We start from the raw sequence: 26,121 nt of genomic DNA, 5'->3' as shown, positions 1-26,121 counted from the left end.
CCCAGTGGAGGGGCGTGCCGCCCGGTTTGCCGGGCATGGCACACTGATGTACGGGACCCGCCTCATCGCGAGGCGGTGTGCCCGAATGCACAAGCAGCGTGCTCCGGGGTCGGTGAAAGTCCGAACCGGCGGTGACAGTCCGCGACCCGGCCGAAGCCATCGGCCGGTTGACCCGGTGGAATTCCGGGACCGACGGTTAAAGTCCGGATGGGAGGCAGCGCGCGAGCGGACAGTGCCGTCCAGGCACCCTCCGCTGACGGACCCGTGGGGTCCGTCGCCCCCGGGGCCCGCCGTGGCAGGAAGCTACTGGCGAGTAGGAGGCCCCCCGGATGTTCACCGGAATCGTCGAGGAACTCGGCGAGGTCGCGGCGATCGAGCCGCTCAAAGACGCCGCGCGGATCGCGATCCGCGGCGCGACCGTCACCGCCGACGCCCGGCACGGCGACTCGATCGCGGTCAACGGCGTCTGCCTGACCGTGGTCGGCGTCGACGGCGAGGTGTTCACCGCCGACGTCATGAAGGAGACCCTGGACCGCAGCAGCCTGGGCGTGCTGCGCCCCGGCTCCCCGGTCAACCTGGAGCGCGCCGTCCGCGCCGACGCGCGCCTGGGCGGGCACATCGTGCAGGGCCACGTGGACGGCACCGGCGTGCTGCTGTCGCGGGAACCCGGCGAGCACTGGGAGGTCGTGCGGATCTCGCTGGCGGCCGGGCTGGGCCGCTACGTGGTGGAGAAGGGCTCCATCGCGGTGGACGGCGTCAGCCTGACCGTGGTGGCGGTGGACGGCGAGGCGTTCTCGGTCAGCCTGATCCCCACCACCCTGAAGCTCACCACCCTCGGCGCCAAGCGGCCCGGCGACCCGGTGAACCTCGAGGTCGACGTGGTCGCCAAGTACGTGGAGCGGCTCGTCGGCTCCTACGTGCCGGGAGGCCGGGCATGAACTGGGCGCACGCGGGATTCGAGCTGTTCGGGGTCGAGGTCCTCTGGACCGACCTGGTGGGCAACGTGGCCGCGCTGGCCACCGTGCTGCTGGCGATCCGCAAGTCGATCTGGACCTGGCCGGTGCAGCTCACCGGCGCGGTGCTGCTGCTGATCGCCTCGCTCAGCGCGCACATCACCGGCAACGCGCTCAAGCAGGTGATGTTCGGCGCGCTGGCCGTCTACGGCTGGTGGAAGTGGTCGCGCGGCACCTCCGGCGGCCAGGAGCTGGCCGTACGGCCCGCGACCGGGCACGAGCGGCTCGCCCTGATCTGGTCCATGCTGGCGGGCACCGCCGTGGTGGCCGTGCTGTTCTACGTGTTCAAGCTGTCGTGGGGCGTGCGCACCCCGGGGGTCGAGGGCTACCTCCTGGTCGCCGCCGACGCCTACATCTTCGTCGGCAGCGCCGTGGCGACCTGGGCGCAGGGCCGCGCGCTGGTCGACTTCTGGATCATCTGGGTCGCGGTGGACCTGGTCGGCGTGCCGCTGGCGTTCAGCTCCGGCCTGGTCGTCTCCGGCGCCGTCTACGGGATCTTCTTCGTGCTGGTCCTCGTCGGGTTCGCCAACTGGCTCAAGGAGTACCGCTCCCGGACCGCGACCGTCTCCGAGGAGGCCGTGTGAGCACCGTGCTGGACCCCGTCGAGCGGGCGATCGCCGACATCCGCGAGGGCAGGCCCGTCGTGGTCGTCGACGACGAGAACCGGGAGAACGAGGGCGACGTCATCTTCGCCGCGGCCAGGGCCACCCCGGAGCTGCTGGCCTTCACCATCCGGCACACCAGCGGCGTCATCTGCGTGTCGATGCCGGGCGAGGACCTCGACCGGCTCGGCCTGCCGCTGATGGTCAACGACAACCGCGAGCGCATGCGCACCGCCTACACGATCAGCGTCGACGCCCGGGACGGCGTGACCACCGGCATCTCCGCCGCGGACCGGGCCAGGACCATCCGCACCCTGTGCGACTCGGCGACCGAGCCGTTCGAGCTGGTCCGGCCCGGGCACGTCTTCCCGCTCCGCTACCGGGAGGGCGGCGTGCTGGCCCGGCGCGGCCACACCGAGGCGGCCGTGGACCTGGCCCGGCTGGCCGGGCTGGCCCCGGCGGGCGCGCTCGCCGAGGTGGTCAACGACGACGGGAGCATGAAGCGCCTGCCGGAGCTGCGGGAGTTCTGCGACGAGCACGACCTGGCACTGATCTCCATCGAGCAGCTGGTGGAGTTCCGGCGCAGGACCGAGCGGATGGTGACCCGGGTCGCCGAGACCCGCATCCCCAACGCCTACGGCGTCTGGCGCGCCTACGGCTACGCCAGCGCGCTGGACGGCGGCGAGCACCTCGCCCTGGTCTACGGCGACCTCGGCGACGGCGAGAACGTCCTGGTGCGGGCGCACTCGGAGTGCCTGACCGGCGACGTGCTCGGCTCGCTGCGCTGCGACTGCGGGGTGCAGCTCGACCACGCGATGGCCGAGATCGCCGCCGAGGGGCGCGGGGTGGTGGTCTACCTGCGCGGCCACGAGGGCCGCGGGATCGGCCTGCTGGCCAAGCTCCGGGCGTACGGCCTGCAGGACGCCGGCAGCGACACCGTCGACGCCAACCTGGAGCTCGGCCTGCCGGTGGACGCCAGGGAGTTCTCCAACGCCGGGCAGATCCTCGCCGACCTGGGCGTGAAATCGGTCCGGCTGCTGACCAACAACCCCGCCAAGCTGCGGGGCATGGACGGCTACGGCGTCAAGGTGCTGGGCCGCGAGCCGATGCCGGTGGCGGTGAACCCCTACAACGAGCGCTACCTGGCGGCCAAGCGCGAACGCCTCGGCCACGACATCCAGGAGGAGGCCGAGGTCCCGTGAGCGGACGGAGCGTGCGGGCCGCGGGGCGTGCCCGCGGCGGGAGGAGACGGGACGCATGAGCGGTGAGGGACGTCCGGCCGCGGAGGCGGTCGACGCCGGAGGGCTGACGGTCGGGATCGTGGCCGCCCGCTGGCACGAGGAGATCACCGACCGGCTCGTGGAGCGGGCCGTGCGGGCCGCCCGGGACAGCGGCGCGGTCGCGACCGTGGTCCGGGTGGCGGGGTCCCTGGAGATCCCCGTGGTCGCCCAGGCCCTGGCCCGCAGGCACGACGCGGTGGTGGCGCTCGGCGCGGTGATCCGCGGGGAGACCGCCCACTTCGACTACGTCTGCGAGTCGGTGACCTCGGGCCTGACCCGGGTCTCCCTCGACGAGGGGACCCCCGTCGGCAACGGGGTGCTGACCTGCGAGACGGTGGAGCAGGCCCTGGACCGGTCGGGGCTGCCGGGCAGCCGCGAGGACAAGGGGTACGAGGCCGCCGTCGCCGCGCTGGAGACCGCCGTGCTCCTGCGCGGCCTGCGGGGCTGAGCCGCCCGCGGGGGCGGGCGGGGCGTGCGGTAGGTTGCGACCGCGGGCCCCCGTCCCGCCCCGGCGGGCCGCGGGGCCCGGCCGGAGTCCCATGAGGAAAGTGATCGTCGATTGAGCACCGAGGACGTCCCGCCGCCCGATCTGCCCGTCGTGTGGCGGCCGCAGAAGGGGCGGGTCGTGGCCTACGCCCTCGCCGCCCTGATCATGCTGGGGGCGCTGCTGATGGCGCTCTTCCTGCCGGCGCCGTTCGCGATCGCCGACAGGGTGGCGGTGGTCGCGCTGGCCGGGCTGGTCGCCTGGGTGCTGCACCTGCTGGGGCGCTGCCGGGTGGAGGCGGACGAGCGGGGGATCACCCTGGTCAACGCCCTGCGGGTGCACCGCCACGAGTGGCCGGAGGTGCTCGCGGTCACCCTGGTCGAGGGCGAGCCCTGGGCGAAGATCGACCTCGCCGACGGGACGACCGTCGGGGCCATGGGGCTGCAGGGCTCGGAGAAGGGCCGCACCGCGCGTCAGGTCCGTGAGCTCGCCGCGCTCATCCGCGAGCGGGGAGAGGCCCGGGAGGACGACTGAGCCGCGGCCTCAGGTCTCCTCGGAGAAGCGCTCCGTCCCGTCGGTGTCGCCCGCGACGAGCAGGGTGTCGCCGGAGCCGATGACGGTCTCCGAGGTGGCGTAGGTGAACCTCGCGCCGGGCTTCTTGACCGCGACCACGGTGACGCCGTACTCCGTGCGGATGCGCAGCTCGCCCAGCGTCCGCCCGGCGGCCCAGCCGGGCGCCTTGGTCTTGACGAGGGCGTAGTCCTCCTCCACCTCGATGTAGTCGAGCATCCGGCCGGTGACCAGGTGCGCGACCCGCTCGCCCATGTCGGCCTCCGGCTGCACCACGTGGTGGGCGCCGACCCGCTCCAGGATGCGGGCGTGCTGGCGGCTGATCGCCTTGGCCCAGATGTCGGGCACGGCGAGGTCGGTCAGGATCGAGGTGGTCAGGATGCTCGACTCGATGTTGGTGCCGATGCCGACCACCACCCGGCCGAAGTCGGCCAGGCCGAGCTGCGCCAGCGCCTCCGGGTCGGTGGAGTCGGCGCAGACGACGTGGGTGAGCCTCGCCGAGAACTCCTGCACGTTGCGGGAGTCGCTGTCCACGCCGAGGACCTCGACGCCGCGCCGGATGAGCTCGTCGGCGATCGCTCCGCCGAACCGGCCGAGGCCGATGACCGCCACGGCGTCGCCGCGGTCGTCGCGGTTCTTCTTGTCAGCCAACGAGTGGACGCTCCTCCGGGTAGCGGAACCTTCGGGTCTGCACGCGCAGCGCGAGCGCGGTGCCGAGGGTCACCGGGCCGAGCCGGCCGATGAACATCAGGGCGGTGAGCACCACGTGCCCCGCCGTGCCGACGTGGGGGGTGATCCCCGTGGACAGGCCGACGGTGCCGAACGCGGAGACCACCTCGAAGAGTACGCGATCGAGCGGGAACGGTGTGATCATCATCATGGCGAGCGTGCCGGCGACCACGGCGGCGACGCTGACCAGCGCGATGGTGAGGGCCTGCCGCTGCAGGTGCTCGGGGATGCGGCGGCGGCCCGCCGTGACGTCGGGCTCGCCGCGGATCTCGGCCAGGATGACGTAGCCGAGCAGCGCGAAGGTCGTGACCTTGATGCCGCCGCCGGTGCTGGCGCTGCCCGCGCCGATGAACATCAGCACGTCGCTGATCAGCCAGGAGTTCTCGTGCATCTGGGAGGTGTCGACCGAGTTCAGGCCGCCGCTGCGGGTCATCGCGCTGTGGAAGAACCCGGCCAGGATCCGCAGGCCGGGGGAGAGGGGGCCGAACGTCGCGGGGTTGGTCCACTCCGAGACCGTGATGGCCAGGGCGCCGCCGAACAGCAGGACCGCGGTCATGCCCAGCGTCATCTTGGCGTGCAGCGACCACCGGGAGGGCCGCCGCCAGTGCCGCCGGAGGGCGGCGTAGACCGGGAAGCCCAGGCCGCCGATGACCACGGTCAGCGCCAGCGGGAGGCAGATCCACACGTCGCGCACGAACCGCATCACGCTGTCCGGCCAGAGCGCGAACCCGGCGTTGGTGAACGCCGAGACCGCGTGGAAGACCCCGAGGTAGGCGGCGCGGCCGAGCGGCTCGCCGTAGGCGGTGGCGAGGCGGACGGTGAGGATCGCGGCCGTGACCGCCTCCACCGCCAGCGTCACCTTGGCCACGCCCAGAAGCACCCGGCGGACCTCGCCGGGGCCGAGGCTCTGGGTCTCGGCCTGCGTGGTGAGCCGGGCGCGCAGTCCCAGCTTGCCGGAGACGAGCAGGGCGAGGATCGAGGCGAGGGACATGATCCCGAAGCCGCCGATCTGCATCAGCACGAGGATCACGGTCTCGCCGAAGACCGACCAGTGCCCGGCCGTGTCCACCGCGGCGAGGCCGGTCACGCACACCGCCGAGGTCGCGGTGAACAGCGCCGAGGACCACGACGCCTCCCGGCCCTCCGCGACGGCGACGGGCAGCGAGAGCAGTGCCGTGCCGGTGAGGACCGCGCCGAGGAACGCGATGACGACCGCTCGCGACGGCGAGTTGACCTTCCGGGCCGGATAGCTCACCGGGAGAGGATATCGGCGGCGACGGCGGTGGCGGCGGTGGCCGCCCGTGCGGCGGCGAGCCGCGCGGTCGTGGCCGTCCGTGCGGGGGCGGGCCGCGCGGTCGTGGGCCGTGTGCTGGTGAGTCGCACGGCGGTGAACCGTGCGGTGGTGAACCGTGCGGCGGCCGGACCGGCGGTGCGCCGCCGTCCCGGGCGGCGGACCCTGGATTCCCGCCGTTCCCGGCGCGTACTCTGAACCGGTGGTGCGGCGGACGAACACGACATCCGGCCTGTCCGATCTCGCCTCGCCCGGGCGGCTCGCCGAGCTGCTCGACCGGCGGGACTACCTGGCCGACGAGGGGCTGGCCACCGCGGCCTTCCTCGCGCTGCGGATGGGCCGCCCGCTGTTCCTGGAGGGCGAGGCGGGCGTCGGCAAGACCGAGCTGGCCAGGGCGCTCGCCGCGGTGCTGGACGCGCCGCTCATCCGCCTGCAGTGCTACGAGGGGCTGGAGGGCTCCCAGGCCCTCTACGACTGGGACTTCGCCCGTCAGCTGCTCCACCTGAAGGTCGCCGAGGCGAGCGGGACCGCCGACGCGGCCCGGCTGGAGGGCGAGGTCTACGACCGGCGCTTCCTGATCGCCCGGCCGCTGCTGCGGGCGGTCGAGACCCAGCCCAGCGTGCTGCTCATCGACGAGATCGACCGGGCGGACGTGGAGTTCGAGGCGATCCTGCTGGAGGTCCTGTCCGACTTCGCGGTCTCCGTCCCCGAGCTCGGCACGATCCGCGCCCGGACGCCGCCGGTGGTCGTGCTGACCTCCAACCGCACTCGCGAGGTGCACGACGCGCTCAAGCGGCGCTGCCTCTACCACTGGCTGGAGCACCCCTCCTTCGAGCGGGAGGTGGAGATCCTGCTGCGCAGGCTCCCCGAGTGCTCCCGGACCCTCGCCGGGCAGGTCGCCGCGGCGGCCGGACGGCTGCGCGGGGCCCGGCTGGTCAAGCCGCCCGGGATCGCCGAGACCCTCGACTGGACCGAGGCCCTGCTCGCCCTGGGCGCCCGGGAGCTGGACCCCGGCCCGGCGGCGGCCGCGCTGGGCGCGCTGCTCAAGCACCGCGAGGACCACGAGGCGGTGCTCGCGGACGGGCTCCTCGATGGCCTCCGCGGCTGACCTCCCCGGCGCCGGGCCGCGCGGGCGGGACCCGGCCGGGCCGCCCCCCGGCGCGGCGGAGGCGGGCCCGGAGGCGGCGGGCGCGGATCGGATGGACGGGGGGCCGGGCGGCGCGGACCGGGCGGACGGGGGCCCCGGGGCGGCGGAGCTCGTCGAGATCATGACGGGGTTCGCCCGGGCGCTGCGGGCCGCCGGGGTCCCGGCCGACCACGAGCGCACCCGGAACCTGCTGCGCGCCCTGGCCCACCTGGACGCCGCCCGCCCCGGCGACGTCTACCGGGCGGGCCGCGCCACCCTGTGCGCGTCCGCCGAGGACCTGCCCCGCTACGACCGGGTCTTCCGCGCCTACTTCGGGGGCCTGCGCGCCGGTCCCGGGCGGCCGGCGGAGGTCACCGTCGCCCGGTACGCGCCCCTGGGGGGCGGACCCGGGGGCGGGACGGGCGAGGAGTCCCCGACGGCGGCCGGGGCGAGCCCGCAGGAGGTGCTGCGCACCCGCGACGTGGCCGGGATGACCGCGGCCGAGCTGGCCGAGGTGCACCGGCTGTTCGCGCTGCTGCGGGCCGGGCGCGAGCGGCGCGCGTCACGGCGGTTCCGCCCGGCCCGCCGGGGGCGGCTCGACGTCCGGCGGACGGTCCGCGAGGCGCTGCGCAGGGGAGGCGAGCCCGTCCGGCTGCACCGCCGCGCCCGCCGGACCCGCCCCCGCCGGGTCGTGCTGCTGGTGGACGTCAGCGGCTCCATGGGCCCCTACGCCGACACCCTGCTCCGCCTGGCCCACGCGCTGGTCAGGTCCGAGCCGCGCGCCACCGAGGTGTTCAGCGCGGGCACCCGGCTCACCCGGCTCACCGCCGAGCTGCGCCGGCGCGACCCGGAGGCGGCGATGGCCGCGGTCTCCCGCGCCGTCCCCGACTGGCGAGGCGGGACCCGGCTGGGCGAGGAACTGCGGGAGCTGCTGCGCGCCGGCGACGCCCGGGGCGCGACCGTGGTGATCGCCTCCGACGGCTGGGAACGCGGCGACGTCTCGCTGCTGGGCGCCCAGATGGCCAGGCTCTCCCGCACGGCGCACCGGGTCGTCTGGGTCAACCCGCACAAGGGCCGGGCGGGCTACCGGCCGCTCACCGCCGGGATGCGCGCGGCGTGGCCGTACATCGACGACTTCGTGGCCGGGCACAGCCTGGCCGCCTACGAGGAACTGGCCCGCTTGCTGGGAGGCGCCCGTGCGTGACGTGCTGTCGCGGATCCTGCCGTGGTGGGAGTCCGGCCGGACCTTCGGTCTGGCCACCGTGGTGGAGACCTTCCGCAGCGCGCCCCGCCCGCCGGGCGCGTCGATGGCCGTGCTCGACGGCCAGGCCGAGGGGAGCGTCTCGGGCGGCTGCGTCGAGGGGGCCGTCTACGAGCTGGCGGGCGAGGTGGTCGCCTCCGGCACGCCGGTCCTGCAGCGGTACGGCGTGAGCGACGACGACGCCTTCGCCGTCGGCCTGACCTGCGGCGGCATCCTGGACGTGTTCGTCGAGCCGGTCTCGAAGGAGACCTTCCCCGAGCTGGGGGGGATCGCCGCCTCGGTGCGCGGGCACGAGCCGGTGGCGGTGGCGACCGTGCTGTCCGGGCCGGGGCGCGCCGGGGCCCGGCGGGTCGTCTGGCCGGACCGCTCGTCGGGCTCCCTCGGCTCCGTCCGGCTCGACGAGGCGGTCGACGACGACGCGCGCGGCATGCTCGCGCAGGGGCTCACCGGCGTCCGCAGGTACGGCGCGCACGGCGAGCGGCGCCTGGACGAGCTGGCCGTCTTCGTGCACTCCTTCGCCCCGCCGCCCCGCATGCTGGTCTTCGGCGCGATCGACTTCGCCGCCGCGGTGGCCCGGATCGGCAAGTTCCTCGGCTACCACGTGGTGGTCTGCGACGCCCGGCCGGTCTTCGCCACCGCCAGGCGCTTCCCCGAGGCCGACGAGGTGGTGGTCAGGTGGCCGCACGACTACCTGGCCACGGCCGCCGTGGACGAGCGGACCGTGATCTGCGTGCTCACCCACGACCCGAAGTTCGACGTCCCGCTGCTGGAGGTGGCGCTGCGCACCCCGGCGGGCTACGTCGGGGCGATGGGCTCGCGCCGTACGCACGCCGACCGGCTGGAGCGCCTGCGCCGGGCGGGGCTGACCCGGCAGGAGCTGGCCCGGCTGCGCTCGCCGATCGGCCTGGACCTGGGCGCCCGCACCCCCGAGGAGACCGCGGTCTCCATCGCGGCGGAGCTGATCCAGCTCCGCTGGGGCGGTTCCGGGCGGCCGCTCACCGGCGGGTCGGGCCGCATCCACGGGGAGGCGCCGTGAGCCCGGGGGCCCGGGGGGCCGCGCGGGCGCGGCCGGGGCGGGAGGCGCCGTGAGCGCGCGGGGCGCCGGGGCCGGCGGCGGCTGCGCGGGGCTGCTGCTGGCCGCGGGGGAGGGCTCGCGCCTCGGCGTGCCGAAGGCGCTGCTGGAGTTCGGCGGGGAGCGGCTGGTGGACCGGGGGGTCCGGGCGCTGCACGGCGGCGGCTGCCACCCGGTGGTGGTGGTGCTCGGCGCCGCGGCCGCGCAGGTGCGCGGGGCGGTGGCCGTGCACCATCCCGGCTGGCGCCGCGGGCTGGGCTCCTCGCTCCGCGCCGGGCTGGACGTGCTCCCGCCGGAGGCCGGGCACGTGGTGGTGGCGCTGGTGGACCAGCCGTTCGTGGGGGCCGAGGTGGTCGGGCGGCTCGTGCGGGCGGCGCGGGACGGCGCGCGGGTCGCGGTCGCCACCTACGGCGGCGCGCGGCGCAACCCGGTGCTGATCGCCCGGGAGCACTTCGCCGAGGTCGCGCGGCTCGCCGTGGGCGACGCCGGGGCCCGGCCGTTCCTGCGGGCCCACCCCGAGCTGGTCGTCGAGGTGCCCTGTGACGGCCTGGGCGACCCGGCCGACATCGACACCCCCGCTGATCTCGCGAAGCTGTCGGCCCTCGCCCGGGAGGGCTGGAAGGGCCGGGAGGGCTGGAACGGCTAGAAGCGGAACGACGCGACGGCGGCGCGGTGGTCGCTGCCGACGGCGGGCTCGACGCCCGCCTCGGTCGCGGCCAGCCCCCGGTAGAGGATGTGGTCGGGCCGGGTGACCGGGAACGACGCCGGCCAGGTGAAGCCGAAACCGGTCCCGGCCTCCTGCTGGGCGTCGGCGAGCGGCGGCACCAGGTGGGCGCGCTTGCGGTCGGTGGTGGCGGTGTTGAGGTCGCCGAGGAGCAGCAGGTGCTCGCTGTCGTCGGCGTCGACCAGCCGCCGGGCCTGGACGAGGGTCCGGTCGCGCTGGGCCGTCTCGCCGGGCCGGGCCGAGGCCAGGTGCACGACGTAGACGGTGACCATCCCTCCGGGGGTCTCCACCACGGCCCGCAGCGCCCGCACCCAGTCCAGGCCGATGTCCGCCTTGCCCTGTTCGACGATGGGGAAGCGGCTCCACAGCCCGACGGTGCTGATCTGCACCTTGTGCGGGAAGAGGGCGTCGAGCTCCTCGGCAGCGGGGCCGCCCGGGGTCAGCTCCTGGGCGGCGAACAGGTCGCGCCCCCGGGCGACGTCCCGTACGGCCCGCCCGGAGGCGTCGTTGGTCACGCCGACGTTGAGGGTGGCGACCGACAGGTCGTGCGGGCCGCCCGGCGGGGTGCGCAGCAGGACCGGGCCGAACATGACGCCCCAGACCGCCGCGGGCGCCAGCGCCGCGGCGGCGGCGAGCCGGGACCGGGCCAGCAGGGCGCCCAGGAGCAGCAGGGGGACGGCGGCCCCCAGCCAGGGCAGCAGGCTCTCCAGCACCGGGGTGAAGCCGCCGAGCTCCGGCAGCAGCCGGTGCCCCCCGAGCACCAGGGCCAGCAGCACCGCCACCGCGACGATCACCCGTCCCAGCACACCGCTCCTCGTCGTCCACCGCGCAGGCAACCGTTGACCGCGCGGACGTGATCCGCCGCGCGGACAGAGGCGTTCCATGCCCCGGAACGCGTAGGGTACTCGCCCCGGGCGCGGAGGCCGTCGCCGTCTCCGGCGGGGACCCGCGCCGGGTGCGGGGCTTGGTGGGCGGTGGCGGACTCGATAGCCTTTGTTGCGAACACAACGGAACAACATTCGGTTCCATCGCGCCCGCGGAAGGACGATCACACGATGCGCATCGGTATGGCCCTGAACTACTCGGGGGGCTTCAAGGAGACGGTGGCCGAACTGGCCGACTACGAGAAGGCCGGTCTCGACATCGTCTTCGTCGCCGAGGCCTACAGCTTCGACGCGGTCAGCCAGATGGGCTACATCGCGGCCAGGACCGAGCGGCTGCAGATCGCCTCGGGCATCCTGCCGGTCTACTCCCGGACCCCGACCCTGCTGGCGATGACCGCCGCCGGCATGGACTACGTCTCCGACGGCCGCTTCACCCTCGGACTGGGCGCCTCCGGGCCGCAGGTCATCGAGGGCTTCCACGGCGTGCCGTACACCGCCCCGCTGGGCCGCACCCGCGAGGTCATCGAGATCTGCCGGCAGGTCTGGAAGCGCGAGCGCGTCACCTACGAGGGCAAGCACTACACGATCCCGCTCCCTGCGGATCAGGGCACCGGCCTCGGCAAGCCGCTGAAGCTCATCAACCACCCGGTCCGCGAGCGCATCCCCGTCGTGATCGCCGCCATCGGCCCCAAGAACGTCGAGCTCGCCGCGGAGATCGCCGAGGGCTGGGAGCCGATCTTCTACATGCCGGAGAAGGCCGCCGACGTGTGGGGCGCCTCCCTGGCCGCGGGCAAGGCCAAGCGCGACCCCGGGCTCGGCGAACTGGACGTCATCGCCCAGGCGAGCCTGGCCATCGGCGACGACGTCTCGGGCTGGCTGGAGCTCGGCCGGCCCATGGCCGCGCTCTACATCGGCGGCATGGGCGCCAAGGGCAAGAACTTCTACAACGACCTGGCCCGCCGCTACGGCTACGAGAAGGAGGCCGAGCAGATCCAGGAGCTCTACCTGTCGGGCAAGAAGGACGAGGCCGCCGCGCTCGTCCCGCAGGAGCTGCTGGAGTCGATGTCGCTGATCGGCTCGGAGGGCTTCGTCCGCGACCGGATCCAGGCGATGCGGGAGTCGGGCGTGACGACCGTCAACGTCACCCCGCTCGCCCGCACGCACGAAGAGCGCATCCGGCTCATCGAGAAGGTCCGCGAGCTCGCCTCCTGACCGCTCCCCGACCCGTTCCGGCCCGGACCCCGCGCGAGCCCCGCCCCGCCGCCCCCTCGCGGGGCGCGGGGCGGGCCTCGCGCGCTCCCGCGGCGTCTCCGCGGCGCCCCCTGTGACCCCTATCACGCGGGAGCCGGGGAATGCCCCCGCGGGCGGAGGCGTTGCCACCCCCCGTGAGGTTCTCAGTGGTACCCGTACGGCTGGTCGAGCGGCTGCACGTCGACCTGTGCCGTCTCAACGGCACCCTCTGTCGCTGAACGCGCCTTCGAGTCCTTTTCCTCACCCCCGCGTGCCGTGTCCGGTCCGGCATGCCCTTTCTCGGAAGTCACGTTCGTGAAGAGATTCTCCTTCTCCCTGCAGCTCCTGCTCGGCCTGGTCGCCGGTGTCGCGCTCGGCCTGGTCGCCCGCGCCGCGGAGGCCGCCTGGCTCGCCACCACGCTGACCCAGGTCGGCTCGATCTTCGTCCAGCTCCTCAAGCTCGCCGTCCCGCCGCTGGTCTTCACCGCGGTCGTGGTCAGCGTGGCCAATCTGCGCAACGTCAACGGCGCCGCCCGGCTCGCCGGCAAGACGCTCGGCTGGTTCATGGCGACCTCGCTGGCCGCGGTGGCGGTCGCGATCGGCCTCGGCCTGCTGATCGACCCCGGCCGGGGCGTCACCATCGCCCTCGACGGCGCCAAGGCCGTGGACCTGGAAGGCGCCGGCACCTGGACCGACTTCCTGACCGGCATCGTCCCGACCAACATCGTCACCGCGTTCGCCGACGTCAAGGTCCTGCAGATCGTCTTCCTCGGGGTCGTGCTCGGCGCCGCCGCGCTGGCGGCGGGCGAGAAGGCCGAGCCCTTCCTCGCCTTCAGCCGCTCGGTCCTGGAGCTGGTCCAGAAGGCCCTGTGGTGGGTCATCCGGCTGGCCCCGATCGGCACCGCGGGCCTGATCGGCAAGGCCGTCGCCACCTACGGCTGGGACCTGCTGGCCCCGCTGGCCAAGCTCAGCGCGGGGGTGTACGCCGGCTGCCTCGCGGTCCTGCTGGTGATCTACCCCCTGCTGCTCTCCCTCGTCGGCAAGGTCAGCCCGCTCACCTTCTACCGCAACGCCTGGCCGGCCATCGAGCTGGCCTTCGTCTCCCGCTCCTCGGTCGGCACGATGCCGCTGACCCAGCGCGTCACCGTCGACCGCCTCGGCGTCGACCGCGACTACGCCTCCTTCGCGGTGCCGTTCGGCGCCACCACGAAGATGGACGGCTGCGCCGCGGTCTACCCGGCGCTCGCGGCGATCTTCGTGGCCCAGGTCTTCGGCGTCCCGCTCGAACTCCACCACTACCTGCTGATCGCCTTCGTGTCGGTGGTCGGCTCCGCCGCCACCGCAGGACTGACCGGCGCGATCGTGATGCTCACCCTGACCCTGAGCACGCTCGGCCTCCCGCTGGAGGGCGTCGGCCTGCTGCTGGCCATCGACCCGATCCTCGACATGATCCGCACCGCCACCAACGTCGCGGGGCAGATGGTCGTCCCGGTCCTGGTCGCGCGCTCGGAGGGCCGGCTGGACGAGGGCGTGCTGAACGCCCCGCCGCAGGACCTCGACGAGGCTCCCGCCGAGCGGCGGGACCGGGCCGCCGGGACCCCCGAGCCCGAGCCCGCGCTCGCCTGAGGGCCCCGCCGGCGCGGCGGCCCGCGCCCCCGCCCGGGGGCGCGGGCCGCGGCGCGTTCGCGGACGCCGCCGAACGTCCCCGCCGGTTCCCCGCCGACGGGGAACCGGCGGGAACGTCCGGCGGGCCCCCGTCTGAGGCGCCGGAGCGCGGGCGCGGGCACGGTAGACTAGACGACCGGGTTCCGTTCACCGCCTCACCCGGGCCGACCGCCCCGGCGGGCGGCCGCGCCGAGAAAGGCTCGCAGCGCGTGAGGGCCGGAGCTCCCCGCACGGACGACCGAAGAGCTGCTTGTCCCCAAGAGCGGCCGTACGCAGGAGAAATTCAGTGGCGACGACGAACGACCTCAAAAACGGCCTCGTGCTCAAGCTCGAGGGCGGTGAGCTCTGGACGGTGGTGGAGTTCCAGCACGTCAAGCCCGGCAAGGGCGGTGCGTTCGTCCGCACCAAGCTCAAGAACGTGCGCTCCGGCAAGGTCGTCGACAAGACCTTCAACGCCGGCGTCAAGGTCGACACGGCCAGCGTCGACAAGCGCGAGATGCAGTTCTCCTACATGGACGGCGACGAGTTCGTCTTCATGGACACCGAGACCTACGACATGCTCCACGTCTCCCGGGCCGCGGTCGGCGACGCCGCCAACTACCTGCTGGAGAACATGCTCGCCACCGTGGCGGTGCACGAGGGCGAGGTGCTCTACGTCGACCTCCCGGCCGCCGTCGAGCTGCTCATCGCCGAGACCGAGCCCGGCCTGCAGGGCGACCGCTCCACCGGCGGCACCAAGCCCGCCAAGCTGGAGACCGGCGCGGAGATCAAGGTCCCGCTGTTCATCACCACCGGTGAGAAGGTCAAGGTCGACACCCGCACCGGCGAATACCTCGGCCGCGCCTGATGTCGGCACGGGGGAAGGCGCGCAGGCGCGCGCTGGACATCCTGTTCGAAGCCGAGGCGCGCGGCGAGGACGCGCTCAAGGTGCTCGCCGAGCGCCTGGAGCGGGCCGAGCCGCCGGTCAACGAGTACACCGCGGCGATCGTCGAGGGCGTGTGCCGGCACCGGGCGCGCATCGACGAGCTGATCACCACCTACGCCGAGGGCTGGACGCTGGAGCGCATGCCCGCGGTCGACCGCAACCTGCTCCGCGGCGGCACCTACGAGCTGCTCTGGATGCCCGACGTCCCCGAGGGCGTCGTCATCAGCGAGTGGGTCGGCCTGGCCTCCGAGCTGTCGACGGACGAGTCCCCGCAGTTCGTCAACGGCCTGCTGGCCAGGTTCAAGCAGCTCAAGCCCTCCCTGGCGCTGTAGCCGCCGGGGCCGGCGGGCCCCGGCGGGAGGCGTGCCTTCCGGCGGCGGGCCGCCGTGTCCTCCCCGCGCGTCGCCGGTTCCCCCGGCGCGGCGTAGGCTGGGCATCGTCACCGATGCAAGGAGGCGATCGGAAGTTGCACGCCGTAGGCACCTCGCGGCAGGCCGGCGCTCCGGCGGTCCGCACCGCCGTCGTCTGGGACGTCCTGCGGGCGGCGCTGGCCGATCGCGTGGCCGTGACCGGCCGTGACCGGCTCGACATCGTCGACGCCGGGGGCGGCACCGGGGGCTTCGCCGTGCCGCTCGCGGCGCTCGGGCACGCCGTCACGGTCGTGGACCCCAGCCCGGACTCGCTGGCCGCGCTGGAGCGCCGCGCCGCGGAGGCGGGCGTGACCGTGCGGGCCCTGCAGGGGGACGCCGCCGACCTGGCGGACCTCCTGCCGGCCGGCGGCACCGACCTGGTGCTCTGCCACAGCGTCCTGGAGTACGTCGAGGACCCCGGCGGCGCGCTGGCCGCCATGGCCCGGCTGCTGCGCACCGACGGCATGATCAGCGTGCTGGCGGCCAACCCGCTGGCCGCCGCGCTGCACCGCTCCGCCGCCGGCCGGTTCGACGAGGCGCGCAGGGTCCTCGGCGACCCCGACGGCCGCTGGGGCGACCGCGACCCCACCCCGCGGCGCTTCACCCGCGAGTCCCTGCTGCACCTGCTCGGCGCCGCGGGCCTGCGGCCGGACGGGATCCACGGGGTACGGGTCTTCGCCGACCTGGTGCCGAGCCGGTTCCTCGACGGCGAGCCCGGGGCCGCCGCCGCGCTGATCGCCCTGGAGCAGGTCGCCGCCGAGCATCCGGTCCTGCGGGACATCGCCTCCCAGCTGCACGTCCTCGGACGCCGATGAGGCGTGCACCGAACGCCTGTTCCCATAAGATGACACCGTGTCGAGGAAGCAGCAGGTGCCGCGCCCGGGTGTCGACCTGGGCGACGACGACACCGGCTGCCCGATCCTCCACGTGGACATGGACGCCTTCTTCGCCAGCGTCGAGCTGCGCGAGCGTCCCGACCTCGCCGGCGCGCCCGTCATCATCGGCGCCCCCGGCCCGCGCGGCGTGGTGCTCAGCGCCACCTACGAGGCCAGGAGGTACGGCGTGCACTCGGCGATGCCGATGACGCGGGCCCGCCGCCTCTGCCCGCACGCGACGGTCATCCCGCCGAGCCACGGCAAGTACTCCGAGGTCTCCCGGGGCGTCATGGCGATCTTCCGGGACGTCACCCCCGAGGTGGAGCCGGTCGCCTCCGACGAGGCGTTCCTCGACGTCTCGGGGGCGCGCAGGAGGCTCGGCAGGCCGGCCGCGATCGCCGCCCTCATCCGGGAGAGGGTCGCCGCCGAGCACGGGATCACCTGCTCGGTCGGGGTGGCGAGCAGCAAGTTCGTGGCCAAGCTCGCCTCGCGGCACTGCAAGCCCGACGGGCTCTTCGTGGTGCCGGCCGACCGGGTGGTGGACTTCCTCCACCCGCTCCCGGTGGCCGCGCTGTGGGGCGTGGGGGAGCGCACGGAGCGCTCCCTGGCGCGGCTCGGCATCCGGACCGTCGGCGACCTCGCCGGGACCCCCCTGGCGACCCTCCAGCGCGAGCTCGGCCGGGCGGCCGGCGCCCACCTGGCGGAGCTGGCCTGGGGGCGCGACGAGCGCCGGGTGACCCCCCACGCGCCCGACAAGAGCATCGGCGCCGAGGAGACGTTCGCCGCAGACGTGGACGACCCGGTGGAGATCCGCAGGGAGCTGCTCCGCCTCTCGGAGCGGGTCGCCGCCCGCCTGCGGGCGGGCGGCCACGTCGGCCGCACGGTCGGCGTCAAGCTCCGCCGGGCCGACTTCAGCACGCTCACCCGCTCCCGGACCCTCGCCGAGCCCACCGACGTGGCGCGGGAGCTGTACACCGTCGCCTGCGACCTGTACGCCGCCTCCGGCCTGGAAGGGACGCTGATCCGCCTGGTCGGGGTGCGGGTGGAGAACCTGCTCCCGGCCGCGGGCGCGCCCCGGCAGCTGAGCCTCACCGAGCGGGAGGCGGGCTGGCGGGAGGCCGAGCGGGCGATGGACCGGGCGGCGCGGAGGTTCGGCCGCGACGCGGTGCTGCCCGCCTCGCTCGTCCGCCCCCGGCAGGAGGGGGAATAGCCGTGGCCACCCCTCCGGTTTGGACTACGTTGGACGTTTTCTTTCGTCTACGTCTACAGGCTCGTATTCTGGGGATAACCGACCGCGAGGTTCGGACACCCCGTGTCGTCCGTCACCGTTTTCCCCGTCCTGGGGCTGTCCTTGGGAGGCGCCGTGCCGCTCTCTGAGCACGAGCAGCGCCTGCTCGACCAGATCGAGCAGGCCCTCTACGCCGAGGACCCGAAGTGGGCCAATACCGTAAGGATCAGTGATCCCCGCAGTCACTACAAGCGGCGTCTGGTGAAGGCCTCGATCGGCTTCCTCCTCGGCGTCGTCCTGTTGATGGTCGGCGTTGTGATCAATTCCTTCCCCCTCGGTGTCGTCCTCGGCGTAGGCGGTTTCGTGGTCATGCTGGCCGCGTGTCTGTGGGGTCTGTCCTGTTGGAAGCGGATGAACGGGTTCGGTGACGGCGCCGCCGCCGCGGGCCAGCGGGGAGGCGGCCGGGCGGGGCAGCGCGGTGGCTCCCGCCAGAGCTTCATGGAGCGGATGGAAGAGCGCTGGCGCCGCCGCCAGGACGAACGCTGACCTCCTTCCGGGCCCCGGCCGCCGCAGGCGGCCGGGGCCTCGGCGCTGCCCGCCCCGGGCGTGACCGCCCGGTCCCCGGCGCCGGGCCCTCCCGGTCTCTCCTCCCTCGGCGGCGTCCCGGGGCACCGCGGGCCCGGGACGCCGCCGAGGACCTCAGGCGTCCCTGCGGGCCGGGAGCCTGAGCCGGATGCTCCCCAGCCGCTCGAACCCGTCGAGCAGCCGTGCGCCCGCGGCCCGCATCCGCAGCAGGGTGGACGGGGGCAGCAGCACCGCCCTGACGCGCCTGCCACGTGAGACGGTGGCCGCCAGCGCCCGCCGTACCCGCCGGACGTCCTCGCGCAGCGGGCCGGTCTCACCGGGCGACCTGGCGAAGAGCATGCGCTCCACCGCCCAGGCGATCTTCTCCATGGAGGCCCTGGCCTCGGCGTCGAAGCCGTACTCCCGGGCCAGGCGCACGGCCAGCGCCCGGGGGCTCTCACTCGGCTGCCGCGCCATGCCGTAGTCGCACAGCGCGTCGTCGAGTTCGGCCCAGGCAGCCGCGGCGGCCGGCTCTCCCGCCACGGACCTGACCGCCACGACCCCGGTCGCGTCCGGTGCCGCCGGGGTCTCGGCGCGCACCGCCGTACGGGAGTAGGCGCGCTGCCTGCGCAGCCGCGTCTCCCAGCGGAGCAGGGCCGGGACCAGGAGGACCAGCAGGGCGAGCGCCACGCCGATCGCGATCTTCGCGGCGACCGGCACGCCCTCGTCCACCGCCAGCGGCGCGCCGCCGAAGTCGCGGTCGAGCATGGGGTTGCGGGGGGCCTGGGACGGCCCGCTCGACGGGTCCGCGCCGGTGGTGCCGGTGCTGGGGGAGGTGCTCGGCTCGTCGTCGGCGTCGGTCACGACCTCCGGGAAGGTGTAGGACGGCCGGGACGCGCTGGCCTGGCCGGTGGGGCCGGAGGGGGTGGGTTCGAAGCGCAGCCAGCCCACGCCCTCGAAGTAGAGCTCGGGCCAGGCGTGCGAGTCGCGCGTGCGCACCTCCCACTGGCCGGAGGCGCTGATGCCGCCGGTGTAGCCGATGGCGACCCGGGCGGGGATGCCCAGGACCCGCGCCAGCACCGCCATCGAGGCGGCGAACTGCTCGCAGTAGCCCGCCCTGCTGCGGAACAGGAAGTCCGACAGGGCGGAGCCGCCGTGGCCCTGCGTCTGCAGGGTGTAGGTGAACCCGCCGTCCGTGGTGAAGAAGTCCTGGAGCTGGACCGCCTTCTCGTAGGGGGTGGCGCCGGACTCCGTCACCGCCTCGGCCAGCTGCCGGATCTCGGACGGCAGGTCGCCGGGGAGCTTCAGGTACCGCTCGCCGATCGCCTCCGGCGCGGAGCCGGCGGCCTTGAGCAGGGCGGGGGTGGGCTTGGGCTCGGCGCTGACGACCTCGTAGCTCAGCCCTCCGGCGGTGTCGGTGTGGGAGAACACCATGAGCGTGTCCCGGTCGGGCCGCCAGTCGCCCTCGATCCGGACCCTGCTCGGCGGGTACGGCAGCGGCAGGAACTTCAGGTCCAGGACGTCCTCGCTCACCGCGATCCGGGTGGTCACCTGGTCGGCGGGCACCCGGGCGCCCAGGCCGGGCGCGGGGGGCAGGGGCTTGTCGGAGGTGCGGTCCTCGGCCCGGCCGACCGGCTTCGTCATCGTCCACTGCTCGCCGTCGAAGACGTCCAGGGAGTACAGCCGCAGGTAGCGGGGGGTGTTGTCGCTGCTCCGGTAGGTGAGGACGGTGGCCTCGGCCGGCAGGGTGAGCTGCCTGCGCAGGCTGGCCACCGGGTTCGGGAAGCTGATCGTGCCTCCGGTCCCGCCCTTGCCGTTCCCCACGCCGAAGCCGAACAGCGGGTCGGGCTCCAGGGTGGGCAGCAGCGAGGGCAGCAGGATGGCCAGCGCGACGGCGGCGAACCCGACCCGCTTGCCCGACAGCCGCAGCCCCGAGGTGTCCGCGGGCCGGGGGGCGACGAAGGACGGGGCCCGGCGCACCAGCACCGGCCTGCCCCAGCGGCCGACCCGCTCCCGCCCGTCGGCCGCGAGCAGCCCGAGGAAGCCCAGCGCGGCGACCACGACCACCGGCCAGGACAGCGGGTCGCCGAGGAACGAGGCGGGCACCACGAACAGCGCCAGCAGCGGCAGGCCGGCCAGCGCGGCCCGCCGTACCCGCGCGGCGAAGAAGTCGACGAGTACCGCGATCAGCCCGACGCCCCCGCAGGTCAGCAGGATGATCCCGGGGGCCGGGGGGACGGGCACGGCGAACCGCTGGATGTCGTCGAACCCGTCGGCGGCCAGGAGGGCCAGCGCGACGGCCGAGTCCGTGGTGGGCACCACCCGGCCCCAGGCCTCCCCGCCGGTGAACACCGCCGTCAGGTAGACCCACAGCGCGAGCAGCTGGGCCGGCGGCGCCACCCAGTAGGGCAGCGTGGAGCGGCCGGTCAGCACGCCGACGGCGGTCACCGCCAGCACGGCCCCGAAGCTCGCCCAGAACCACGTGCCCCCCGCGAAGAGGGGGTGGAGCGAGAGCGCGACCGCTCCCGTGGCCACGCCCGACATGACCGGAAGTCTCATGAACCGCCCCCGCTGAGTGCGAATCGGCCGCGCTGCGCCGCGTCCGGCCACGCGCTCGCGATCGAGGCGCCCGCGGGCAGCCGTACGATCCGCCAGCCCGCTCCGGCGAGCACCGCCTGCGCCGCCTGGTATTCCTTGCCGTCGCGCAGCTCGGGCCGGTCCCATCCGGCCACGTCCAGCATGACGGCCACGCCCGTGACGTTGCCGTGCCGGAGCCGGGCCAGGGACTGCGCCTCCTCCGGGCCGACGCCGCCGAGCACGGCCACGATCAGCCCGTCGCCGCCGCCCTGCCGCAGGGCGGCGACGCCGAGCTCCAGCGACCGCGCCGAACTGGTCCGGACCACGGACAGGGCGTCCAGCAGGGACCAGCCCAGCCCGGTGTCGGGCAGGTGCTCGGCGCCCTGGTCGGTGACCAGGCGCAGGCCGAGGCCCTCGTGGGCCAGCTGGACGCCGATGGAGGCCGCGGCCGAGACCGCCACCTCGAAGGAGGACCGGGGCCCCTCGCCCCGGTGCGCGTATCTGCGGGTGTCCAGCAGCAGCGCGCCCCGGCTCTGCCACTGCTGCTCCTCGCGCCGGACCATCAGCTCGCCGCGCCTGGCGGTCGAGCGCCAGTGCACCCGCCGCAGGTCGTCGCCCTGCCGGTACTCGCGCGGCGCGACGTCGTCGTCCCCGGCCGCCGCCACGCTCCTGGTACGGCTGTCGCCCCCGCCGGTCCACTCGCCGGACAGGCGGACGTGGGGCAGGGGCACCACCTGCGGGGTCACCACCAGCGTGTCGCCGGCGGTGAACGACCGGGTCAGCTCCACCAGGCCGAAGGGGTCGCCGATCCGGACCGAGAGGGGTCCGATGGGGAACCGGCCGCGCAGGTCGGAGCGGACGCGGTAGTCGATCTCCCGGACGCCCCGCGGCTCCACCCGGTCCAGGACGAACCGGGGGCGGGCGCCGAGCGCGTAGGGGACGGTGTCCTCGATCATCAGCAGGCCGGTGGGCAGCCGGGTGACGTTCTCCAGGCGGAGGGTCACGGTGGCCTCGCCGCCCACCTCGGCCCGCGGCGGGTCGAGACGCCGCGCGCAGCTCAGCCGGTAGCGGGTGCGCGCCACCACGACCGCGGCGATCAGGGGCAGGGAGACGACCAGCACCCCGACGCGGAGCAGGTCGTGCTCCCCGATGAAGAAGGCGCACGCCAGCGCGGCGAGCCCTGAGGCGAGGAAGGAGCGGCCGCGGGTGGTGAGCGCTTTCAGGCCGGGCACCGCGTCACCTCCCGGGCCGGCGGGGCGGTCGTGCCGGCGGCCCGCCGCGCCCGCGGGCCCCGCCGCCCGTCCCGCCCGCTCATCGGGCCTGGGCCTCGGGTACGGGCACCCGGCGGACGAGGTCGGCGACCACCTGCTCGGGCAGGCGGCGCTGGCCCTGGGCCTCGACGCTGGGCAGCAGCCGGTGGGCGAGGACGGGGACGGACAGCGCCTGCAGGTCGTCGGGGATGACGTAGTCGCGTCCGGCGAGCGCGGCGTGCGCCCGCGCGGCGCGGACCAGCTGCAGGGTCGAGCGCGGGGAGGCGCCCAGCCGCAGCTCGGGGGAGGTCCGGGTGGCGGTGACCAGGTCGATCGCGTACTTCTTGATCGGCTGGGAGACGTAGACCGCGCGCACCGCCTCGATGAGGGCGCGCACCTCGGCGGTGGTGGCCACCGGCTCCAGCTTGTCGATCGGTGAGGTGGCGCCGTGCACGTCGAGCATCTCCAGCTCGGCGGAGGGCTCGGGGTAGCCCATCGCGATCCGGGCGGTGAAGCGGTCGCGCTGCGCCTCGGGGAGGGGATAGGTGCCCTCCATCTCGATCGGGTTCTGGGTGGCGATCACCATGAAGGGGGCCTCGAGCCGGTAGGTCGTGCCGTCGACGGTGACCTGGTGCTCCTCCATGCACTCCAGCAGGGCCGACTGGGTCTTGGGCGAGGCCCGGTTGATCTCGTCGCCGACCACGATGTTGGCGAACACCGGTCCCGGCTTGAACTCGAACTCCATCGTCTGCTGGTTGTAGGCGCTCACGCCGGTGATGTCGCTGGGCAGCAGGTCGGGGGTGAACTGCACGCGGCGCACGGGGCAGTCGATGGACCGCGCCAGCGCCTTGGCGAGCATGGTCTTGCCGACCCCGGGCACGTCCTCGATGAGCAGGTGGCCCTCTGCGAGCAGGACGGTCAAGGTCAGCCGGATGACGTCGCTCTTGCCCTCGATGACCGACTCGATCGCCTCGCGGATCCGGCGCGCGGTGGCGACCAGGTCGTCGAGTCGGGGCGGGACGTCATGGGTTACTGCCACCAGGCCTCCATGAGGGTGCGGCGGTTGCGCGCCGGGGGTACGTGTTGCAGGGGACCGTCTGGTCCCTCTCCCATTGTGAGTGCCGACACTACGTCTCTGCGGGTTCCTCGGCGACTTTATGCGGGCATTGGGGCTTATTCCGGATGAATGGGCCACGGTATCCATGGCCGATGCGCCGTTCCGGCCGCGCCCGGCGCACCGTTTCCGTGACGTCTTCCGGGGCGTCCTCCCCGACGGGTTCCGCGATGTCCTCGTGACGCCTCGGTGATGTGCCGACGGCGGCCCGGGGGCGTCCGCGCGACGCCTCCGGCACCGTCTCCGGGATGCGCTCCACTCTCCTCCGCCGGCGGTCCCGTCCCCCTGCCTCCGCCGCCCGGGCGGGCCCCGGTCCCGGGCGGGAGGCGCCGTGCCGACACGCCCGCGGCGTGTGGGGCCCCGCGTCCGCCCCCGGGGCACGCCCCGCTCCGCTCCACCGGCTCTGAGCTGGGGAAATATCGGCCATTCCGGGCGCGGAGCGCGGCGGAATCAGTTGACGGTGGAGAGAAGTGGAGTATGGTGGTGCGCAGTGGAGGGCAGGGGCTGCGGAGGAGTTTTGCGGCACTGGGCACTCCGCTGGGCACGGGAGGTGGGGGCCGATGTTCCTCGGCACTCACTACCCGCGTCTCGATGACAAGGGACGGCTGTTCCTGCCGGCGAAGTACCGCGAGGAGCTGGCGGAGGGTCTGGTGATCACCAAAGGCCAGGAGCGCTGCCTCTACGTCTTTCCCGTAGAGGAGTTCAAGCGCATCACCGAGGCTCTGCGGGCCGCGCCGGTGACCGCCAAGGCGGTCCGTGACTACAGCCGTGTCTTCTTCGCCAGCGCGTCCGACGAGTTCGCCGACAAGCAGGGCCGTGTCACCATCCCGCAGGCTCTGCGTGAATACGCGCGTCTGCAGCGTGACTGCGTGGTCATCGGGGCCAACACCCGGTTGGAGATCTGGGACGCGCAGGCCTGGGAGACCTACCTGGCCGACCAAGAGCAGGCGTTCGCTGATCTGTCGGAGGAGGTGCTGCCAGGGATTCTGTGATTTCACGGTCGATTCATCGGTGAACACGTCGTTCGGCGAGGTCTCCACCCGCAACCACCCACGCGCCAGCTGATGCACCTTCCCCGGTGTCAGGTGGCGCGCGGACGCGCGGGTGCGGATGGGGACCTGGCCGGGCGGCCCCCGGGGGGCCTGTCAGAGCCTGCATCGCGAACCCCGTACGCTGCCGTGGTGACGCCGTCCCGGCGTCTCCGCGCGCCGTCGCCTCGCTCCAGTGGACGCCCCGCCGCGCCCGCGTCCGTCGCGGGTCCGGTGGCGCCGGCGGGCGTTCACGACCGGGACGCCTCCTCGCCGCGGCCGGTCCGTCCGCCGGACGCCGCGGCAGGCGAGGCGCCGCGTAGCAGGTTCCACGACACCGATGAGCGTCCGCCGCACTTCCGCGAGCGAGGCGGCGAAGGGGGGGTGTGCTCAATGCGCGCCGAGAACGACAAGCGTGATCTCCAGAGTCCGGGCGGGCACGTGCCCGTGATGCTCGGCCGCGTGCTCGACCTGCTGGCCCCCGCGCTGGACCGCCCCGAGCCCGTGCTCGTCGACGCGAACCTGGGCCTCGGCGGCCACGCCGAGGCCCTGCTGGCCGCGCACCCCGCCCTCCACCTCGTCGGGATCGACCGCGACCCCACCGCGATCGAGCGCTCCACGGCCAGGCTCGCGCCGTACGCCGACCGGATCACGCTGGTCCGCGCGGTCTCCGACGAGCTCGCCGACGTGCTGGCGGACATCGGCCGTCCCCGGATCGACGGGGCCCTGTTCGACCTGGGCGTCTCCTCGCCCCAGCTCGACGAGGCCGGCCGGGGCTTCGCCTACTCCTACGACGCGCCGCTGGACATGCGCATGGACCCGGACCAGGAGCTGACCGCCGAGGGCGTGGTCAACACCTACCCCGTCGCCGAGCTGATCCGGATCCTGCGCGACTACGGCGAGGAGAGATTCGCCCCGCGTGTCGCGCACCTCATTGCCAAGGAACGGGCCAGGGAAGCCATAACGTCTACCAAGAGGCTTGCGGAGATCGTCCGGACGGCGATCCCCGCGGCCACGAGGAGAACCGGGGGAAACCCCGCGAAAAGGACGTTTCAGGCGTTGCGGATCGAGGTGAACGCGGAGTTGACGGCACTGGAACGCGCGCTGCCCGCCGCGCTCGATGCGCTGACGCTCGGCGGGCGCGTCGTCGTGCTCGCCTACCACTCCCTCGAGGATCGGCTGACCAAGCAGATCCTCGCCGAGCGAACCAGGGACACCAGCCCCCCCGGCCTGCCCGTCCCGCTCCCGGCCCACCAGCCCAGGTTCGCCCTGCTGACGAGGGGAGCGGAGCTTCCGAGCGAAGAGGAGGTGGCCCGCAACCCGCGGGCGGCCTCCGCCAGGTGCCGGGCGGCAGAAAGGATCCGTGAGGCAGTTGACGAGAGTTGAGTCGGATGTCCGCCGCGCCGCGCCCGGCCGGGACGGGCGACCCGGCCGCGCTCCCCGGGCGACGCCGCGGGGCCGCAGGCCCGGGCCGGCCAGGGTCGTCCCCGCCGCCGCGCCCGCCGCGCCGGCGGCTCGGGCTCAGGCTCGGGCGGCCCGGGCGCAGGCGGGCCCCCGCCCGGGACGGGCGCCGCGGGCCCCGTTCGTCCTGCTCGTGGTGGGCCTGCTCTGCGGCGGCCTGGTCACGCTGCTGCTGCTGAACACGGTGCTCGCCCAGAACTCCCTGAAGGAGAGCGAGCTGCGCGCGCAGATCAAGCAGCACCTCCTGGAGAAGGAGCGGCTCAAGAACGAGAACATGCAGCGGGAGATGCCCGGCGAGCTCGCCGAGGCGGCCGACCGGCAGGGGATGCTCCCCGACGACTCCGCCCGCGTGATCACTCCCGGCGGCTCCGCCGACAGCCGCGTCGCCAGCGAGGGCCAGGCGCCCGCCGGGCAGGAGCGCGAGCCGGACGCGGGTCGATGAAGGACGGCGGCGGTCGCGGGCCCGGCCGGCGGCAGGGCGGTTCCGGCCGTCGCGATCCGGGCCGTCCCCAAGGCGCGGGCCGTCCCGAGGGCGCGGGCCGCGGCGGTCCGGAGGGCACCGGCGGGCCCGGCCGCTCCGCCGGGGAGCCGGGCAGGTCCGCGGCGTCCGGCGGGCGCGGCAGGCCGGGCCGCCCCGACGGGCCGGGGCGCTCCGAGCGGACGGGCCGGGACGGCGGCACCCGCCGTGCCGAGGGCGCGGGGGGTCCGCGGCGCCCCCAGGGGCAGGGGAAGGCCGACGGGCAGCGTGACCGGGGACC

25 protein-coding genes and 1 riboswitch are annotated in these 26,121 nt (G+C 74.5%); of the genes, 19 read left to right on the top strand and 6 right to left on the bottom strand.

Going from position 1 to position 26,121, the window contains the following annotated elements; translation table 11 throughout:
- Nucleotides 1–94: 94 nt before the first annotated feature.
- A riboswitch (FMN riboswitch) is annotated at nucleotides 95–225 on the top strand.
- A 104-nt stretch (nucleotides 226–329) separates the two neighbouring features.
- The 5 genes from ABD823_RS24990 to ABD823_RS24970 all read left to right on the top strand — a co-directional run bounded on the left by ABD823_RS24990 (nucleotide 330) and on the right by ABD823_RS24970 (nucleotide 3,913).
- On the top strand, nucleotides 330–938 hold the full coding sequence (locus ABD823_RS24990) for a riboflavin synthase (protein WP_344863630.1): 609 nt from the start codon (nucleotides 330–332) through the stop codon (nucleotides 936–938).
- Nucleotides 935–1,597, top strand: coding sequence for a nicotinamide mononucleotide transporter family protein (locus tag ABD823_RS24985; RefSeq protein ID WP_344863629.1), 663 nt, complete (start codon nucleotides 935–937; stop codon nucleotides 1,595–1,597). The genes ABD823_RS24990 and ABD823_RS24985 overlap by 4 nt, the downstream gene beginning before the upstream one ends.
- Nucleotides 1,594–2,817, top strand: a complete 1,224-nt coding sequence (locus ABD823_RS24980; RefSeq protein ID WP_344863628.1) for a bifunctional 3,4-dihydroxy-2-butanone-4-phosphate synthase/GTP cyclohydrolase II — start codon at nucleotides 1,594–1,596, stop codon at nucleotides 2,815–2,817. Before ABD823_RS24985 ends, ABD823_RS24980 begins: the two co-directional genes overlap by 4 nt.
- Nucleotides 2,818–2,872: 55 nt before the next feature.
- The gene (ribH, locus tag ABD823_RS24975; protein WP_344863627.1) at nucleotides 2,873–3,343 is read left to right on the top strand and encodes a 6,7-dimethyl-8-ribityllumazine synthase; all 471 of its coding nucleotides are present in this window, start codon (nucleotides 2,873–2,875) and stop codon (nucleotides 3,341–3,343) included.
- Between the two features lie 111 nt (nucleotides 3,344–3,454).
- Nucleotides 3,455–3,913, top strand: a complete 459-nt coding sequence (locus ABD823_RS24970; protein WP_344863626.1) for a PH domain-containing protein — start codon at nucleotides 3,455–3,457, stop codon at nucleotides 3,911–3,913.
- Nucleotides 3,914–3,922: 9 nt separating this feature from the next.
- Here ABD823_RS24970 and ABD823_RS24965 read toward each other — a convergent pair whose 3' ends face one another.
- Nucleotides 3,923–4,600, bottom strand: coding sequence for a potassium channel family protein (locus ABD823_RS24965; protein WP_344863625.1), 678 nt, complete (start codon nucleotides 4,598–4,600; stop codon nucleotides 3,923–3,925).
- Nucleotides 4,593–5,933 (bottom strand): TrkH family potassium uptake protein, encoded by a 1,341-nt coding sequence (locus ABD823_RS24960; RefSeq protein WP_344863624.1) that lies wholly within the window; start codon nucleotides 5,931–5,933, stop codon nucleotides 4,593–4,595. Before ABD823_RS24960 ends, ABD823_RS24965 begins: the two co-directional genes overlap by 8 nt.
- Nucleotides 5,934–6,171: 238 nt before the next feature.
- On the opposite strand from ABD823_RS24960, the gene ABD823_RS24955 reads away from it, so the two are divergent.
- The 4 genes from ABD823_RS24955 (at nucleotide 6,172) to ABD823_RS24940 (ending at nucleotide 10,074) form a co-directional block, all read left to right on the top strand.
- Nucleotides 6,172–7,077, top strand: coding sequence for an AAA family ATPase (locus ABD823_RS24955; RefSeq protein WP_344863623.1), 906 nt, complete (start codon nucleotides 6,172–6,174; stop codon nucleotides 7,075–7,077).
- A gap of 91 nt (nucleotides 7,078–7,168) precedes the next feature.
- Entirely contained in the window at nucleotides 7,169–8,299 is a 1,131-nt protein-coding gene (locus ABD823_RS24950) for a vWA domain-containing protein (protein WP_344863622.1), read from the top strand.
- On the top strand, nucleotides 8,292–9,392 hold the full coding sequence (locus ABD823_RS24945) for an XdhC family protein (protein WP_344863621.1): 1,101 nt from the start codon (nucleotides 8,292–8,294) through the stop codon (nucleotides 9,390–9,392). Before ABD823_RS24950 ends, ABD823_RS24945 begins: the two co-directional genes overlap by 8 nt.
- A gap of 49 nt (nucleotides 9,393–9,441) precedes the next feature.
- Nucleotides 9,442–10,074: a nucleotidyltransferase family protein gene (locus ABD823_RS24940; RefSeq protein WP_344863619.1), complete on the top strand. Its 633-nt coding sequence runs from the start codon at nucleotides 9,442–9,444 to the stop codon at nucleotides 10,072–10,074.
- Here the strand turns inward: ABD823_RS24940 and ABD823_RS24935 are convergent.
- Nucleotides 10,071–10,958, bottom strand: coding sequence for an endonuclease/exonuclease/phosphatase family protein (locus ABD823_RS24935; protein WP_344863617.1), 888 nt, complete (start codon nucleotides 10,956–10,958; stop codon nucleotides 10,071–10,073). The two genes, ABD823_RS24940 and ABD823_RS24935, sit on opposite strands and share 4 nt — an antisense overlap.
- A 249-nt stretch (nucleotides 10,959–11,207) precedes the next feature.
- Between ABD823_RS24935 and ABD823_RS24930 the strand changes: the two genes are divergently transcribed.
- The 7 genes from ABD823_RS24930 (at nucleotide 11,208) to ABD823_RS24900 (ending at nucleotide 17,915) form a co-directional block, all read left to right on the top strand.
- Nucleotides 11,208–12,248, top strand: coding sequence for an LLM class F420-dependent oxidoreductase (locus tag ABD823_RS24930; protein WP_344863615.1), 1,041 nt, complete (start codon nucleotides 11,208–11,210; stop codon nucleotides 12,246–12,248).
- Nucleotides 12,249–12,581: 333 nt separating this feature from the next.
- Nucleotides 12,582–13,892, top strand: a complete 1,311-nt coding sequence (locus tag ABD823_RS24925; protein WP_344863613.1) for a dicarboxylate/amino acid:cation symporter — start codon at nucleotides 12,582–12,584, stop codon at nucleotides 13,890–13,892.
- 325 nt (nucleotides 13,893–14,217) lie between these two features.
- The gene (efp, locus tag ABD823_RS24920; protein ID WP_344863611.1) at nucleotides 14,218–14,778 is read left to right on the top strand and encodes an elongation factor P; all 561 of its coding nucleotides are present in this window, start codon (nucleotides 14,218–14,220) and stop codon (nucleotides 14,776–14,778) included.
- On the top strand, nucleotides 14,778–15,188 hold the full coding sequence (nusB, locus tag ABD823_RS24915; protein WP_344863609.1) for a transcription antitermination factor NusB: 411 nt from the start codon (nucleotides 14,778–14,780) through the stop codon (nucleotides 15,186–15,188). The genes efp and nusB overlap by 1 nt, the downstream gene beginning before the upstream one ends.
- A gap of 134 nt (nucleotides 15,189–15,322) precedes the next feature.
- Entirely contained in the window at nucleotides 15,323–16,081 is a 759-nt protein-coding gene (locus ABD823_RS24910; protein ID WP_344863607.1) for a class I SAM-dependent methyltransferase, read from the top strand.
- A gap of 37 nt (nucleotides 16,082–16,118) precedes the next feature.
- Nucleotides 16,119–17,351: a DNA polymerase IV gene (locus tag ABD823_RS24905; protein ID WP_344863605.1), complete on the top strand. Its 1,233-nt coding sequence runs from the start codon at nucleotides 16,119–16,121 to the stop codon at nucleotides 17,349–17,351.
- A gap of 153 nt (nucleotides 17,352–17,504) precedes the next feature.
- Entirely contained in the window at nucleotides 17,505–17,915 is a 411-nt protein-coding gene (locus ABD823_RS24900; protein WP_344863659.1) for a DUF3040 domain-containing protein, read from the top strand.
- Nucleotides 17,916–18,068: 153 nt separating this feature from the next.
- Here the strand turns inward: ABD823_RS24900 and ABD823_RS24895 are convergent, their stop codons facing one another.
- From ABD823_RS24895 to ABD823_RS24885, 3 genes are all read right to left on the bottom strand, one after another.
- Nucleotides 18,069–20,492, bottom strand: a complete 2,424-nt coding sequence (locus ABD823_RS24895; protein ID WP_344863603.1) for a transglutaminase TgpA family protein — start codon at nucleotides 20,490–20,492, stop codon at nucleotides 18,069–18,071.
- Nucleotides 20,489–21,742, bottom strand: coding sequence for a DUF58 domain-containing protein (locus ABD823_RS24890; protein ID WP_344863602.1), 1,254 nt, complete (start codon nucleotides 21,740–21,742; stop codon nucleotides 20,489–20,491). The genes ABD823_RS24895 and ABD823_RS24890 overlap by 4 nt, the downstream gene beginning before the upstream one ends.
- Nucleotides 21,743–21,821: 79 nt before the next feature.
- Complete coding sequence (locus ABD823_RS24885; protein WP_344863600.1) at nucleotides 21,822–22,799, bottom strand: AAA family ATPase; 978 nt, start codon at nucleotides 22,797–22,799, stop codon at nucleotides 21,822–21,824.
- Between the two features lie 635 nt (nucleotides 22,800–23,434).
- On the opposite strand from ABD823_RS24885, the gene mraZ reads away from it, so the two are divergent.
- From mraZ to ftsL, 3 genes are all read left to right on the top strand, one after another.
- Nucleotides 23,435–23,866, top strand: a complete 432-nt coding sequence (mraZ, locus tag ABD823_RS24880; RefSeq protein ID WP_344863598.1) for a division/cell wall cluster transcriptional repressor MraZ — start codon at nucleotides 23,435–23,437, stop codon at nucleotides 23,864–23,866.
- A 429-nt stretch (nucleotides 23,867–24,295) separates the two neighbouring features.
- The gene (rsmH, locus tag ABD823_RS24875) at nucleotides 24,296–25,288 is read left to right on the top strand and encodes a 16S rRNA (cytosine(1402)-N(4))-methyltransferase RsmH (RefSeq protein WP_344863596.1); all 993 of its coding nucleotides are present in this window, start codon (nucleotides 24,296–24,298) and stop codon (nucleotides 25,286–25,288) included.
- Nucleotides 25,266–25,805, top strand: coding sequence for a cell division protein FtsL (ftsL, locus tag ABD823_RS34780; RefSeq protein WP_486352087.1), 540 nt, complete (start codon nucleotides 25,266–25,268; stop codon nucleotides 25,803–25,805). The genes rsmH and ftsL overlap by 23 nt, the downstream gene beginning before the upstream one ends.
- Nucleotides 25,806–26,121: the final 316 nt, after the last annotated feature.

The organism is Planomonospora alba (assembly GCF_039534085.1).
In the GTDB taxonomy this organism is placed as follows: Bacteria; Actinomycetota; Actinomycetes; order Streptosporangiales; family Streptosporangiaceae; genus Planomonospora_B; species Planomonospora_B alba.
The sequence above is the reverse complement of the archived record's forward strand: the minus strand, read 5'-3'. Positions and strand labels throughout refer to the sequence as shown.

What these genes read in the sequence shown, in the direction of transcription:
- ABD823_RS24990 (WP_344863630.1), top strand. Translation starts at nt 330, where the DNA reads ATGTTCACCGGAATCGTCGAGGAACTCGGCGAGGTCGCGGCGATCGAG.
- ABD823_RS24985 (WP_344863629.1), top strand. Translation starts at nt 935, where the DNA reads ATGAACTGGGCGCACGCGGGATTCGAGCTGTTCGGGGTCGAGGTCCTC.
- ribH (WP_344863627.1), top strand. Translation starts at nt 2,873, where the DNA reads ATGAGCGGTGAGGGACGTCCGGCCGCGGAGGCGGTCGACGCCGGAGGG.
- ABD823_RS24950 (WP_344863622.1), top strand. Translation starts at nt 7,169, where the DNA reads ATGGACGGGGGGCCGGGCGGCGCGGACCGGGCGGACGGGGGCCCCGGG.
- ABD823_RS24930 (WP_344863615.1), top strand. Translation starts at nt 11,208, where the DNA reads ATGCGCATCGGTATGGCCCTGAACTACTCGGGGGGCTTCAAGGAGACG.
- nusB (WP_344863609.1), top strand. Translation starts at nt 14,778, where the DNA reads ATGTCGGCACGGGGGAAGGCGCGCAGGCGCGCGCTGGACATCCTGTTC.
- ABD823_RS24895 (WP_344863603.1), bottom strand. Translation starts at nt 20,492, where the DNA reads ATGAGACTTCCGGTCATGTCGGGCGTGGCCACGGGAGCGGTCGCGCTC.
- mraZ (WP_344863598.1), top strand. Translation starts at nt 23,435, where the DNA reads ATGTTCCTCGGCACTCACTACCCGCGTCTCGATGACAAGGGACGGCTG.
- rsmH (WP_344863596.1), top strand. Translation starts at nt 24,296, where the DNA reads ATGCGCGCCGAGAACGACAAGCGTGATCTCCAGAGTCCGGGCGGGCAC.